The sequence below is a fragment of the uncultured Nostoc sp. genome (genome assembly GCF_964247315.1).
GTDB lineage: Bacteria > Cyanobacteriota > Cyanobacteriia > Cyanobacteriales > Nostocaceae > Nostoc.
The window spans coordinates 1-13,654 of record NZ_CAXTTT010000055.1 but is presented as its reverse complement, the minus strand read 5'-3'; the positions used below and the strand labels follow the sequence as shown (position 1 = coordinate 13,654).

Genomic DNA, 13,654 nt, shown 5'->3' with positions numbered 1-13,654 from the left:
AATTTTTTATTAGGGTATTTACTTAGAAAGGCATCTATGATATTTTCATGTTGATTGTCATAAATTAAAATATGCAATACTAAATTTAACAACCGCGTTTATGTGTCTTGGTTTGATCATTAGTATCCATCTTGCATACTTGCAATGCTAAATATTGATTTTAATTTTGTGTAAATCATGTGGCGTTAACCAAGTGATAACTTGTATTCAATCTATTTATACTATGCTTGGTTTTGAAAAACGCATAACGATCGTAACCGTGTGATATAAATATAGGTCTGCAATTAGACGAACCTTCCCTCTGTGCTTTTACACATTTAAACACCTGAATTCCAGAAAAGTATTGTCACTGCTGGCATAAAACCAAACACTGGCACTGTTAGTAAAAGAGATAGCCCTTAATATTTTCGACTTAATTCCTCACTTTTACTTGTTTTATATGACTTATATTAAGAACACTTTTCCCGAATTTCTCACCGCCCTAGAGGGGTTTGAGCAGTTGCCAGATGGGGCGATCGCGAATCTATCAGAACAACTGCAAGCCTGGCGCTATCGCATAGGACAGAAAATCATCGGTAAAGAAAGTCTCCCGGAACGCATCACCATCATTTATGAAGGACAAGTGCGCCTGTTGGGATACGATCCCCAGACGCAAATGCCAATCACCCTAAAATTACTGCAACCTGGGGAAATTATCGGCGAAATCGGTTTGTTGCGCGATGTCGCCTGTGAAACAGCGATCGCTTCCACCGAAGTAGTATGTTTAACCTTGAGTGCATCAGCATATTTTAGCTTTCTGGCTTCATACCCAGCTTTTGCCGAAGCTCGTAAGAACCGCAGTTATTTGGTAGAAGTTTTCGATATTCTCAGTTCCTATTGGCAAAAGCAAGCGATCGCTACCTTAAATCTCAGAGAACTGGCAGAAAAAGCCTTACCCCAGGCAAAAATACATTATCTCCCTTTAGGAAAAACTTCATTCAACCAACTGGATAGTAAAAGCGTTTGGTTTATGAGTGGCGGTGGTACAGTCGCGAATTTCTCACCTAGCGATCGCCTAGAATCAGACGATGACAGAGACAAGATCCAGGTCATCGGTCAAAATCCCGCACGCTTGCTTGGTATACATCCGTCAGATTTGATCTTAGAAGATAGTCATCAGATAGAACTTGCGGTAACTGAAACCAGAGTAGATAGAGATAGCGGTGATGACTTAGATATTATTCCCTACGCATCAGACGAAATAGTTCCACAGACAGCCCCCCAAACTTCAAAGAATTCGTCAAAACAAAAATACCCATTTTTTGGCGGTAAGGGAGAACTAAATACAGCCTTCGCCTGCTTCCAAATGATCGCGAAGCATCTAGAAATGCCGTTTCGTCGAGAGGTGGTTCGCCGCATCTTAACTGAGCAAATCAAACGTCAGGGGACTATATCGTTTCAAGTTACTGCTTACTTGGCAGAATTAATTGGACTTAAAGCGCAGTTAATAGAGTTACCAGTCGCCTCAGTGACGCGCATTCCGACACCGGCGCTGATTCGTTATGGCGATAATTTTGCCGTTTTATACGAAGTAAATGCAAATACTGTAGTTGTAGGTGTCCCATCCAAAGGAATTGTGCGTTGCAAACCCGCTCAACTGGTTGAACAATTAGATGTCGATCCAACCAACTTTCCGCCCCAAGTTAGGGTATTACTGCTCACTGCTACCAATCAAACGCCGCAAGAGCGTTTTAGTTTGCGGTGGTTTATACCCTATTTGTCACGCCACCGTCGAGTCCTGATAGAGGTCTTTATCGCTTCCTTTTTCGTGCAGTTGGCAGCGTTGGCAAATCCCCTAGTCGTTCAGTTAATTATCGACAAAGTTATCACTCAAAATAGTATTGGTACACTACATATTTTAGGGGTTTTGCTATTAGTAGTTGGGCTATTTGAAGCAGTACTAACTACCTTACGAACCTACTTATTTGTCGATACCACTAATCGGATCGATATGGGTTTAGGGTCGCAAATTATTGACCATTTACTACGTCTACCACTGCGCTATTTTGAACGCCGACCGGTGGGTGAACTTTCCACTCGCATCAACGAATTAGAAAATATTCGCCAATTCCTCACGGGTACTGCCTTAACAGTGGGGTTGGATGCTCTATTCTCGGTGGTTTATATCGGTGTGATGCTGATTTACAGTTGGCAACTCACCTTAGTCGGCTTAAGCACAATCCCCGTGTTTGTTGTGATCACCTTAATTGCTTCTCCCACTATTAGCAGACAGTTACGTGCCAAAGCCGAACGCAACGCCGAAACTCAATCTTATTTAGTGGAGGTGATGTCAGGCATTCAAACAGTAAAAGCGCAAAATATCGAACTGCGATCGCGCTTTTCTTGGCAAGAGCGTTACGCCCGATTTGTCGCCGCTGGCTTTAAAACAGTTGTGACTTCTACCCTCGCTAACTCTACCAGCAACTTTCTCAACAAACTCAGCAGCTTACTAGTTTTGTGGGTAGGAGCTTATTTAGTACTGCAACAACAATTAACTTTAGGTGAATTAATTGCTTTTAGGATTATATCGGGTTACGTCACCAGCCCAATATTACGTTTAGCTCAACTCTGGCAAAGCTTCCAAGAAACAGCCTTGTCCCTAGAGCGTTTGAGCGATATTGTCGATACCCCACAAGAAGGAGAAACAGACCGCTACAATATACCCTTACCTACGATTAAGGGAGCAGTGAAATATGAAAATGTTTCCTTCCGCTTTGGCACAAGTGGCCCTTTGCAACTTTCTAATGTCAACCTCGAATTTGCGCCAGGTCAATTTATCGGCATCGTCGGGCAAAGTGGGTCTGGTAAAAGTACGATGATGAAATTACTGTTGAGACTTTACGAAACTGAGTCTGGCAGAATTTTGATTGATGGTTATGATATCGCCAAAGTCGAACTTTATTCACTCCGACGACAAATTGGCGTAGTTCCCCAAGAAACATTATTGTTTGACGGCAGCGTTCAGGAAAATATTGCCCTAACCAATCCTGATGCCACAACCGAAGAAATTATCGAAGCGGCTCAGGTTGCGTGCGCCCACGAGTTTATCATGAACTTACCTAACGGTTACAACACGCGGGTAGGAGAACGGGGTTCTGCACTTTCAGGTGGACAACGACAAAGAATTGCGATCGCTCGTTCTGTTTTACAACGACCAAAATTATTAGTTTTAGATGAAGCAACTAGCGCATTAGATTATCCCACAGAACGGCAAATAGGTCTCAACTTAGCTAAAGCATTCAAGGGTGATACAGTATTTTTTATTACCCACCGACTAAACACTGTAAGTAATGCAGACATGATTGTTGTAATGGATAATAGCAGGGTTATAGAGCAAGGTAGCCATCAAGAATTAATGGCTACTAAGGGTCATTATTATTACCTCTATCAGCAACAAGATGTAAACTTGTAATTAGTCATTCTTGAGGGCAAAGGTTTTTGGCATCGGGAAACATTGCCCACCTTACAAAAAAGTCAAAATCCAAAATCCAAAATCGTTATGACTCAACTTAATGGGAATCATCTCAACGGCAATCATAAAAATGGCAATCACAAAAATGGAGTGAAGCACGATTCACAGGTACTGACAAAACAACACAAAGCTGCTCAAGAGTCTTTAACTAACTCAAACACTCAGGAATTTGAGCAATCCATTGTCTTGCGCCAATCTCCAATTTGGTCGCGTACAATCATGATTACACTAGTGGGGCTAGCCAGCTTTGGAATTGCTTGGACTTATTTTGCAAAAATTGAGCAAGTAGTGCCAGCAACAGGGCAATTAAAACCCCAAGGAACAGTCAAAGAAGTTCAGGCTCCTGTTAGTGGAGTGGTGAAAACAGTTAATGTAAAAGATGGCCAAGAAGTGAAGCCAGGTGATTTACTGCTAACTTTTGATTCCATAGCCTCTGTTGCCGAATTAAATTCTTTGATTAAAATTCGCCTTGCATTAATGAAAGAAAATCAGATTTATCGCCGATTGATGGGTGCAAGTATGGCTACTGGATCTGAACTGTTATATTTGCGTGGTAATTTGCCACAAGAAACTGCTTTTTTACTAAAAAGTCGGGTAGCATTAGTAGCAGAAAATGAATTATTCCGCACTCAATTAAAGAATTCTGGTCAAGATTCGGGAGTAGGAATTGATGAACAACAACTTCTACGAGTGGCCAAACAAGAATTAGACTCTCGCTCCTCATCAGCACGATTAGAAGTAGAAAAAACCAAAAAACAATTTACTCAAAATCAAATTAAACTAGAAGATAGTAAAGCAAGTTTAGCTATTCAACAAGGGATTTTAAATAAACTGAAGGTATTAGCAGAAGAAGGTGGTATTTCTCAACTTCAATATCTCAACCAGAAACAAGAAGTTCAAAACCGCACAGCGGAAGTAGCGCAACTAGGTGAGGAACTGAAACGCCTCCAGTTTGATATAGAAAAAGGACAACAAGAGTTAAGCAATACGGTTGCTGTTTCTGATAAAAACATTTTGGATAAGATAGCTCAGAATAAACAGCAGATTGCCACAATCGATAGCCAATTCATGAAAGTTGTGTTGGATAACGAGCAGCGTTTGGCAGATGTCAATAGTAAAATATCTCAATCACAGTTAAACGTTAAATATCAAGAACTACGCGCACCTGTAGCTGGAACAGTTTTTGATTTGCAAGCAAAAAATCCTGGATTTGTCGCAACTCCAACTACAAAACTGTTGCAAATTGTCCCCAATGAAAACTATATCGCTGAAGTTTTCATCACTAACAAAGATATTGGGTTTGTGCGAAAAGGTATGAAGGTAGATGTCAGAATTGATTCCTTTCCTTACAGCGAGTTTGGCGATATCAAGGGAGAAGTGACTGGGATAGGTTCAGACGCATTACCGCCAGACCAAACCCATCAATTTTACAGATTTCCGGCAAAAGTCTCATTAGATAAGCAATCCCTCGTGATTAAGGGTAAAAAAGTTAACTTGCAATCAGGTATGTCCATCAGTGCCAATATAAAAGTGCGTGAAGAACGGACTGTGCTTAGTTTATTCACTGAGTTGTTTACCAAGCAAGTTGATGCTCTTAAACAGGTACGATGAAGAGAGTTGAGTTAAAAGATTGCAGTGGCTCTAAGGAAGTTGCTCCTTCACCAAATACATTTGTACTGAGTATTTTTTATCTCTCGCACTTAGCACGCAGCACTCTTGATAATGGTTAATTTTCAACGCATCGAACCCGCTCCCGGACAAGAATCAGTTTGGGATTACCCGCGTCCTCCTCTTTTAGAGGATACAATCAAACATATCCAAATAATCTTTAACGGAGTCGTAATTGTAAATACTCATAGCGCCAAACGTGTTTTAGAAACCAGTCATCCTCCTTCTTACTACATTCCCCCAAAGGATATCAAAATGGAATATCTACAGATGACTCCGCAATCTAGCTTTTGTGAGTGGAAGGGAAGTGCTGGTTACTACACAATTCGAGTTGGTGATAAAGAAGTCCATAATGCTGCTTGGTTTTACCCCAAGCCCACACCAGCCTTTGAATTTATCAAGGACTATGTAGCTTTTTATGCTCATTTAATGGATAAATGCTACGTTAATGGCGAAGAAGTGCAACCACAACCAGGTAACTTCTACGGCGGTTGGGTAACTAGTGATATTGTTGGGCCATTTAAAGGCGCTCCTGGTACTTGGGGATGGTGAGTCAATGTAACTTGGGTTCTAGCTTGCTTTCCCCTAAGGATATGGCAGTGAAACCCAACATGAATAAGAATTAAATGTTGGGTTTTGCTGCTCAATTCAACCTACTACTAAATAAACGGAGTTTTTAGGATTACTAAATTGATGTTATAGCTATCTAGAAGCTTTCGCTTCAAACATCAAATACGTCCCTCCTAGTCCTTCTACAATTGTGCGTGTATTGGCAATCATCATTTTCTGATAAGTATCCGCCTCACTTCCTGGTTCGCCAAGTCCCTCAGCATACAGCTTTCTGTCAGAAATGTTCACTTCAGCTTCTGTAGCTAGAGATTGAATCAAATTAGGATTATTTTCCACTTCTGCAAAAATTGTTGACACTTTAGCCCGTTTAATATTTGTAGCCAAATTTTTCACTCGTTCGGCTGTCAGCTTTTCGTTAGTACTAATACTTTGCAATCCTCCTGCCAATGAAATACCGTATGCTTTGGCATAATAATTCAGTGCATCAGAGGTTGTAACTAACTTCCGTTCTTTAGTAGGAATGCTGGCAATTCTTGACTTAATCCAGCTATCTAGTTGAGTGAGTCCATTTGTAATTCTTTTGGTATTACTAGTATAAACCTCTGCATCACTAGATTGTATTTTTATCAAATTACTATTAATTACCTTCACCATTCTGATAGTATTTTTGGTATTGTGCCAAAGATGAGGATCGCTTACATTCTTACCACCTGCCTGAAATTTTTGTGGCTTCAGTACTGCCAGTTGACCGACAGCTATTTTCGGTGCACGGTTTTTAGTCGCTTTAATTAACTTGATCAGATTTGGTTCCAAATTATAACCATTATAAAGAATAAGATTAGCTTGCTCAATGGCTTTACGATCTTCCGGTTTTGGTTTATAAAATTGCGGGTCGGCAGTAGGGGAAATTAAGCAGGTGAGGTTAACTGTATTTCCGGCAACCTGCTTGGTTAAGTCACACAGTACGCTTGTAGTCGCGACAACTTGAGGAAGATTCTCATTTACCTGGGTGTTAGTCTGAGTGAATGTAGTTCTTACAGCTTGATTTACACACCCAACAAATCCAATCGTCAAGGCAGCAAAAATAACTGGGAAGAAATTATTCAATGGTGATTTTTTTGACATCCTCAACTCCTACTGGATGTATAAAAAAAGATAATCATTATTGGTAAAGTATTAGTAAAATACTAGGGGAAGGTCTTCAGCAGGGAAGAGGTTAAGGGCTGACGGGGAAGCCTTCGGCAAACAAAAAGGTAAAGGTTAAGGGAAGAGGAATTAATAGACTTTCTCCTTTATCACTTGTCTGTTTTCCCAGTCCACACCTAGCAATTTTTGGTTAGTGAACCACTATTGGTCTCTCCCACTAATTCTGATAGGTGAATCAAATTTCAATTTCTCTTCTTTCCTTCTCCCTTTGCGCTCTTTGCGTCCTTTGCGGTTCGTTCTCTTTTATAGGCAAAATATTAGTTAACTGCACACGACGGGCTGGAAAACTGGTAGAGCTAGGAGCACAATAATAAAGGTAATGCTGGGGAGTTTCCAAGGAGTGTAGTGTAGTTCTCTTACCATCTGTTGAAGGGTCTATACCATTGTGCTTACATCGCACAAAGGTCGCAAATTGACTAGAATGATCGGGTTAAGGAGTGGCAGGTAGTAACGATCGGGCTTATCGAGCATACGGGTTGATTTCGCAAACCGAGTCGTGAATCTAAGGCAATTGTAGCTGTGGTTTTGCGAGGTGTGGATATATCATTGTTACAAAATTGGCAAATTGGGGATTTTTTAGGCATCAGCCTTTGTTACACTAATTTTCACCTAGTAAAACCTTTCAATAGCGCTGAGAGCATCATCTAACTACTTTTTATTGCCAAAATTCAGGATGTACTTTGTGCCATAAATTTTATCCTCTAGTTTCTTCATCATTAAATAAGAGCCAAATCAAGTATATATAACAATTCCTCAAAGCTAATATTGGTCAAGATAAACAATGGTAATTTTAGTTGTCATAATTAACACTCTAATTTCACTGGTACTACTCTATGCGGCTTGGCGGGTGTGGCAACTTAAGCAGCAGCTAGCATACATAGCAGATAGGTTAACCGCCTATGAAAGTTGTACTAATGCAGCCCTGAATAAAGCACCCGAAAATATTTATCTCAGCCAACAGAATATTTATAACTTACGGCAGAGAAATCAAGCGCTACAAATGCAAATTCAACAAGTGCGGCAAATTATCAGTCTACTTTTGCTAGGGCGGCAAATCTGGCAGCGTTATTTTCTGAAGCTAGAGTTAATATCTGGGAAAAGAACAGTTGCAAAATGAGTTATTTCAGGTTCAGATGAACATTTATGATTAGGGCTGACGGTGGTACATAGAGAGAAGTCCGTAGTAAGATCCCATAGGGTGTATTGGCTTGTGGCGTAGGCATAGTCCGCCGCAGGCATCGCTTTCCCTTTCCATAACCTAATCTTAAACAAGTTAGCAATACCCGATACGGAACCGGAGCAAGATGTAATACAAAAAGACGCCCGCCAGAAGGCTTACTGGAGGTATCAAAACTTTGGGTAATACGGGGAGTTTTGAATTATAAGTAATTAATAGTTTTGATATTAATTAATAAAAGCAACATTTCTGGGTGATATTTTGTCACCATAGATTAACTCTATAAAATCAGTTGAGTCTTACAAGGGGAGAAAACCCACCTAAAATGGTTGTAAGGAGAGAAACAACAAGATGTCTAATAAACGTTCTGGAGTATTTTTTGGCGGTTTGATGCTAGGAGCTACCATCGGTGCTTTAACCGGTTTACTCGTAGCTCCACGCACAGGGCGCGAAACGCGTAAAATTTTGAAAAAATCTGCCAATGCTATCCCAGAATTGGCAGAAGATTTATCAATGAGTGTGCAAATTCAGGCAGATCGTCTCTCTGCTAGCGCATTACGAAACTGGGATGACACTTTAGATAGATTACGGGAAGCGATCGCAGCAGGTATAGATGCCAGTCAGCGAGAAAGCCAAGTATTGAAGCGACAAACATCTGTTGAAGATTCAGATTCACTTGCCCAGCAATGAGAACGCTCATAAATGATACAACCGTGATTGAACCCCTGTTTTGGTTGGGACTTTCTTTACTTTTAGTCGCCACAAGCTTAACTGCGGTTTTAGTGGCGGCGATACCGGCTTTGCAGGAGTTAGCACGCGCGGCTCGCAGTGCAGAAAAGCTATTTGATACCCTCTCACGGGAGTTACCACCCACTTTAGAAGCTATCCGCGTGACGGGCTTAGAAATCACTGACTTAACCGGTGATGTCAGCGAAGGTGTAAAAAGTGCTAGTCAAGTCGCCAAACAAGTTGACCAAAGTATTGATACTGCAAGAATTCAGGCTCAAAATCTGCAAGTAGGTACACGCAGCATCTTTATTGGCGCGAAAGCTGCTTGGAGAAACTTCACGCGCCAAAAACCCGCAAGGCGGATGAGCGATCGCTTGCCAAGTAATGAAAAACCACCACTGACGTTGCGAGAACGAGAAGTGCTGAGGCAAGAAAATCGTCGGAGCAAAGCAGAGGTATACCGCGTTAATGACGATTATAACGATGCCACTAGCTGGGAAAACAATTTCGATGATGAAGATTGAGCAGAAAAAGGGCGTAGAGCATTGTTTATCTTTCTTGTTGCAGGGACAATTACGCAAGTAGCAATGTTATTTTCTCCAACTTCGTTCACGCGACGGACAATATTGGGATCGCCTAAAATAATGGCACTACAATGATTTGTATCAAGTAAATACATTATTCAAATAGGTTTTCGTCATTAAATTTAGCTTGACCACGAGTAGCATATACTGCTTGAAGGCATTCTTCAAAGTCGTCATCTTCCCAAGTGCCAGCGTGTCGAAGGATGGAGCGTCCAGAAGCCGGACGGTATGTAAGTTGCTCTTTATCAGTAGAAGTTTCTGTAGAATCCCTTAAAGGGATAAATTTAAGCGTATCTGGTTCTAACTCCTTTTGTGTATATTTAACCTTAATAGAACGGATCAAATCGAGTGCTTCTGTTAGCAACTCTGGCGGTAAAGTTTCTATTTCTTGGATTAATAATTCTTTGTTAGTCATCTCTCACCTCTAATCATTCCCCTTTTATTGTATGGGGAACTCCGCTATGGCTTAGTCAATTTTGAGTTGTTAAAAACTTCGACGATAATAATTAAAAAGAGGGTGGATGATTCTAGTGTCTATAGCCTCCCCTCTCCCCAGACACGATTATCATTTTAATTAAGGATGTTGTGACTATTTTAAGTAGTTGACAAAATCCGCGTTTTGCTTTACACATTTTCCACACACCCCAAAAACCTTTTGCTTTGATCCCCTAGATTAGAGTAAAGTAAACAAGTGTAAAGAACTATCATTTTTCTAGTACTCTTTTAAAACAACTTGTTCGCTTTTACCGTTGATATTTGTATAAAAACGTCCATGCAATCTTGTTTTTGGCGACGAATTCTAGTATCTATTGCAATATTTTTCCTGGCTGGGTCAATTTGGGTCATGCATTCTCCCCCAGCACTGGCTTATGACAATCCTGAGTTACTGCCTGACACCTTTACCCCAGTTGTAGATTTAGCTAAATCTCTGCCTGTGCTGCAAGAAGAAAAGCTTGTTAAAGATTTAGAGCAGTTTGAAGCTGACACGGGCTGGAAATTGCGAGTCTTAACCCAGTATGACCGCACCCCAGGTAGGGCAGTTATCAAATATTGGGGTTTGGATGACAAAAGCATTCTGCTCGTTGCTGATTCTCGTGGCGGTAACATCCTCAGTTTTAGCGTCGGTGATGCTGTTTATAAACTTTTACCGCGGACTTTCTGGATAGAACTGCAAACCCGTTTCGGTAATTTGTACTTTGTCCGAGAAGAAGGCGAAGACCAAGCCATTCTGCAAGCCTTAGAATCGGTTAAAGGCTGTTTGCTCAAAGGGGGTTGTAATGTTGTCCCCGGACTACCACGAGAGCAGTGGATTCTCACCTTGATTACCTCAGTTATTGGTGGGGTGATTTGTGGATTTGCAGCTCAACCCCGCGAAAAAGGACAAGTTTTTGCTTGGCAATGGGCTTTGATTTTCTCACCTTTGTGGGGAATATTGTTTATTGCCTTCGGCATTGGGCCAGTTGTGACACGCACAAGCGACTGGTTGCCTTTAGTTCGCAATATCTCTGGGTTTCTCATTGGCGTTTTGGTTGCCTACCTATCTCCTATTTTCAGTCGGTCTTCTAGTAATGAGTTATGAGTGAGTAGTTAGGAGTGAGTAGTTTAATTAACTCATAACTTCTAACTCCTAACTCTAAACTCTCTGAAGCTGATAAGCTGAAAGCTAATATTTGAGAAGCTCAACAAAAATGGAATGGCACGTAACTGATGCTCAAAGTTTAGCAATCATTGATAGTGAAATTGGCGATCATGTCTTTTCACCCGCAGAGTATGAGATTGTGCGTCGGGTAATCTACGCCACAGCTGACTTTGAGTATAAGTCTTTGATTCGCTTTTCTGAGCGTGCCTTGCAAGCTGGAGCAGCAGCGCTAGCCGCACGTACCACGATTGTAGTAGATGTCCCGATGGTACAAGTAGGTATTGCCTACGACATTCAAAACACCTTTGCGAATCCAGTGTATTGCAGCATGGAAGCTCTAACACGCCCTCAAAAAGAAAAAACTCGCGCAGCATGGGGAATAGAAACGTTAGCAAAGCGTTATCCAGAGGGTATTTTTGTAGTGGGTCAAGCGCAAACGGCACTGACTGCACTCGTGGATTTAATTGAAGCTGAGGAAATTAGACCTGCTTTAATAATCGCAACTCCAGTGAGATTTGTAAATATTGATGAAGCTAAGAAGCGTTTACAAGACTCTCTAGTGCCTCACATTACAATCGAGAGTCGCAAAGGTAATGCAGTTGTAGCAGCTGCGATCGTTGATGGATTGGTAGACTTAGCTTGGCAAGCCTATGGACAAGATAGAAATCGGGGGAGCTAGAAAAGTCGGCTCTATCATACCCTTGATGCCAAATAGTATTTAAAAGGACTGACATATCCTGATATTATATTTTTGTTAAGTAGTGCCTATAAAGGAGCCTTTTGTTGTGGTAATTCGAGGTTTCAGGTTAAGCGCATATCTTGCAATTCCCGTGGTATTAGGTCTTTTGGTTGAGCGAGAAAGGATAAAAGTATATTTAGTTGAAAACATTCCTCAGATATTCACTAACAAACAAATTATCCTATCTAGCCATCAGCTAATCAGCAGTAGGGCAACTCCGAAAACATACTATGTTAGTGGTATTGGAAATGACAAAAATAGCGGACTCTCTAGTTCATCCGCCTTTAGAACAATTCAAAAGGCAGCAAATCTGACTAACCCAGGCGATACAGTATTGATTATGAACGGAGTGTACAGGAATGCAAAACCAGGTGGGAACGTAGTATCTATTACTCGCTCTGGAACAGCAAATGCATGGATTAAGTTTAAAGCATATCCTAGACATCGACCGAAAATTCAACACAATGGATGGCAGGGAATTTTCATTCACAAAGCAGCGTCATATATTGAGATAAATGGGTTGGAGGTGATAGGAAACAATGCCAACATAACCCTTGATTATGCAATCAGTCAGAAAACTAATAAACAAAACCCGCTAACGAATGGAAACTGTATTAATGTAGATGGCCGAAAAGATGGTCGTAGTCATCATATAAATATTGTCAATAACAAGGTACACGGGTGTGGAGGAGCAGGCATTTCCGCGATTGAATCAGACTACGTGACAATAGATAATAACGAAGTGTTCGATAATGCCTGGTACAGTGTTTATGGTTGCAGTGGCATTTCGATTTTGAATAGTTGGAATTCTGACAACAAGCGGGGATACAAGATGTTTGTTACTAACAACAAAACCTACAACAATCGTATGTACATCCCTTGGATTGCAGTCGGAAAGATTACAGATGGTAATGGCATTATTATCGATAGTACAAGAAATCAAGATAACTCAAAATTGGGTGCATATAAAGGATATACTTTAGTTAAAAATAATCTTGCATTTAATAATGGTGGATCGGGTATTCATGCATTTTTAAGCGAGCATGTTGATATTGTAAATAACACAGCTGTTTTAAATAATCAGAGTCCAGAACTTAATGGCGGACAAATATTTGCTCATACGTCATCTGATGTCAAAATTATCAGGAACATTCTCTATGCTTTTCCTGGGAAAAATATTAATAATAAGACTAAAAATAAAAACGTTATTTATGATTATAATATCTACATTAATAGTTCTAAAATAAATGTTAAGGGGCCTCACGATATTGTTGCAGACTCTCAATTTTTAAGCAAGTATCCCACTCTCGAAAAAATATCTGGCGATTGGAAATCGCGGTTAGATAAACAAAATCCACCAACACGGTCTTATGTAGAATCTGAGTCGGCAGGTATTGCCTGTGGAGCAGTGACTTATCGTTTGCAAGGGAAACTCATCAAAGTGGGATGCTCTCGTTAGTAACAAGACAGGAAATTCCGGGTAGGAGAGATAGATTTATCCTAAATCCGAAACCTCGAACCTCCTGTAGCAATTTTATATAAATATGCGCCAAATTATATAAGGAAGAAACCGCATAGACGCAAAGCGGCTACCCTGCGGGTAGGGCGCATAGACACGAAGTGGTTTCCCGTTCGCGTAGCGTCTTTGAAGGAGAAGGGTAGGAAACAAATAGCGATCGCTTGCTGATTCTAGTTATCTGGCAGACAATGGCGTTAGCGTAGCTTACCGTAGGTATCGCTTACGTGTTTAATCAAAGCAAATTTGCTAAGTTCCTATATTGAATTCGGGCAGTCGTTCATTGAATTTTGGAGGTTGTTGGAGCGCAAACTT

The 13,654-nt window shown here is 40.7% G+C and carries 11 protein-coding genes; 9 read left to right on the top strand and 2 right to left on the bottom strand.

Annotated elements, in window-relative coordinates:
- The first annotated feature begins 439 nt into the window (after positions 1 to 439).
- The 3 genes from ACFE93_RS17505 to ACFE93_RS17495 all read left to right on the top strand — a co-directional run bounded on the left by ACFE93_RS17505 (position 440) and on the right by ACFE93_RS17495 (position 5,731).
- The gene (locus tag ACFE93_RS17505; protein WP_375474603.1) at positions 440 to 3,451 is read left to right on the top strand and encodes a peptidase domain-containing ABC transporter; all 3,012 of its coding nucleotides are present in this window, start codon (positions 440 to 442) and stop codon (positions 3,449 to 3,451) included.
- 87 nt (positions 3,452 to 3,538) lie between these two features.
- Positions 3,539 to 5,122, top strand: a complete 1,584-nt coding sequence (locus tag ACFE93_RS17500; protein ID WP_375474601.1) for an HlyD family efflux transporter periplasmic adaptor subunit — start codon at positions 3,539 to 3,541, stop codon at positions 5,120 to 5,122.
- Positions 5,123 to 5,233: 111 nt separating this feature from the next.
- Positions 5,234 to 5,731 (top strand): DUF427 domain-containing protein, encoded by a 498-nt coding sequence (locus tag ACFE93_RS17495; protein WP_375474599.1) that lies wholly within the window; start codon positions 5,234 to 5,236, stop codon positions 5,729 to 5,731.
- A gap of 150 nt (positions 5,732 to 5,881) precedes the next feature.
- On the opposite strand, the gene ACFE93_RS17490 is transcribed toward ACFE93_RS17495, so the two are convergent.
- Positions 5,882 to 6,874, bottom strand: coding sequence for a metal ABC transporter solute-binding protein, Zn/Mn family (locus ACFE93_RS17490; protein ID WP_375474597.1), 993 nt, complete (start codon positions 6,872 to 6,874; stop codon positions 5,882 to 5,884).
- Between the two features lie 862 nt (positions 6,875 to 7,736).
- On the opposite strand from ACFE93_RS17490, the gene ACFE93_RS17485 reads away from it, so the two are divergent.
- From ACFE93_RS17485 to ACFE93_RS17475, 3 genes are all read left to right on the top strand, one after another.
- Positions 7,737 to 8,072, top strand: coding sequence for a hypothetical protein (locus tag ACFE93_RS17485; protein WP_375474595.1), 336 nt, complete (start codon positions 7,737 to 7,739; stop codon positions 8,070 to 8,072).
- A 411-nt stretch (positions 8,073 to 8,483) separates the two neighbouring features.
- On the top strand, positions 8,484 to 8,822 hold the full coding sequence (locus ACFE93_RS17480; protein WP_375474593.1) for a YtxH domain-containing protein: 339 nt from the start codon (positions 8,484 to 8,486) through the stop codon (positions 8,820 to 8,822).
- 23 nt (positions 8,823 to 8,845) lie between these two features.
- Positions 8,846 to 9,385 carry a DUF948 domain-containing protein gene (locus tag ACFE93_RS17475; protein ID WP_375474625.1) on the top strand — a complete coding sequence of 180 codons (540 nt, stop codon included), beginning with the start codon at positions 8,846 to 8,848 and terminating at the stop codon, positions 9,383 to 9,385.
- A 154-nt stretch (positions 9,386 to 9,539) separates the two neighbouring features.
- Here ACFE93_RS17475 and ACFE93_RS17470 read toward each other — a convergent pair whose 3' ends face one another.
- On the bottom strand, positions 9,540 to 9,860 hold the full coding sequence (locus tag ACFE93_RS17470; RefSeq protein WP_375474591.1) for a DUF2281 domain-containing protein: 321 nt from the start codon (positions 9,858 to 9,860) through the stop codon (positions 9,540 to 9,542).
- Between the two features lie 357 nt (positions 9,861 to 10,217).
- Between ACFE93_RS17470 and ACFE93_RS17465 the strand changes: the two genes are divergently transcribed.
- The 3 genes from ACFE93_RS17465 (at position 10,218) to ACFE93_RS17455 (ending at position 13,282) form a co-directional block, all read left to right on the top strand.
- Positions 10,218 to 11,024 carry a TPM domain-containing protein gene (locus ACFE93_RS17465; protein WP_375474589.1) on the top strand — a complete coding sequence of 269 codons (807 nt, stop codon included), beginning with the start codon at positions 10,218 to 10,220 and terminating at the stop codon, positions 11,022 to 11,024.
- Positions 11,025 to 11,133: 109 nt separating this feature from the next.
- Positions 11,134 to 11,763, top strand: coding sequence for a precorrin-8X methylmutase (locus ACFE93_RS17460; protein ID WP_335194462.1), 630 nt, complete (start codon positions 11,134 to 11,136; stop codon positions 11,761 to 11,763).
- A 106-nt stretch (positions 11,764 to 11,869) separates the two neighbouring features.
- On the top strand, positions 11,870 to 13,282 hold the full coding sequence (locus tag ACFE93_RS17455; RefSeq protein WP_375474586.1) for a right-handed parallel beta-helix repeat-containing protein: 1,413 nt from the start codon (positions 11,870 to 11,872) through the stop codon (positions 13,280 to 13,282).
- The last annotated feature ends 372 nt before the right edge of the window (positions 13,283 to 13,654 follow it).

Coding starts and splice junctions, on each gene's coding strand:
- ACFE93_RS17480 (WP_375474593.1), top strand. CDS start 8,484: ATGTCTAATAAACGTTCTGGAGTATTTTTTGGCGGTTTGATGCTAGGA.
- ACFE93_RS17470 (WP_375474591.1), bottom strand. CDS start 9,860: ATGACTAACAAAGAATTATTAATCCAAGAAATAGAAACTTTACCGCCA.
- ACFE93_RS17465 (WP_375474589.1), top strand. CDS start 10,218: ATGCAATCTTGTTTTTGGCGACGAATTCTAGTATCTATTGCAATATTT.
- ACFE93_RS17485 (WP_375474595.1), top strand. CDS start 7,737: ATGGTAATTTTAGTTGTCATAATTAACACTCTAATTTCACTGGTACTA.
- ACFE93_RS17490 (WP_375474597.1), bottom strand. CDS start 6,874: ATGTCAAAAAAATCACCATTGAATAATTTCTTCCCAGTTATTTTTGCT.
- ACFE93_RS17460 (WP_335194462.1), top strand. CDS start 11,134: ATGGAATGGCACGTAACTGATGCTCAAAGTTTAGCAATCATTGATAGT.
- ACFE93_RS17495 (WP_375474599.1), top strand. CDS start 5,234: ATGGTTAATTTTCAACGCATCGAACCCGCTCCCGGACAAGAATCAGTT.
- ACFE93_RS17505 (WP_375474603.1), top strand. CDS start 440: ATGACTTATATTAAGAACACTTTTCCCGAATTTCTCACCGCCCTAGAG.
- ACFE93_RS17500 (WP_375474601.1), top strand. CDS start 3,539: ATGACTCAACTTAATGGGAATCATCTCAACGGCAATCATAAAAATGGC.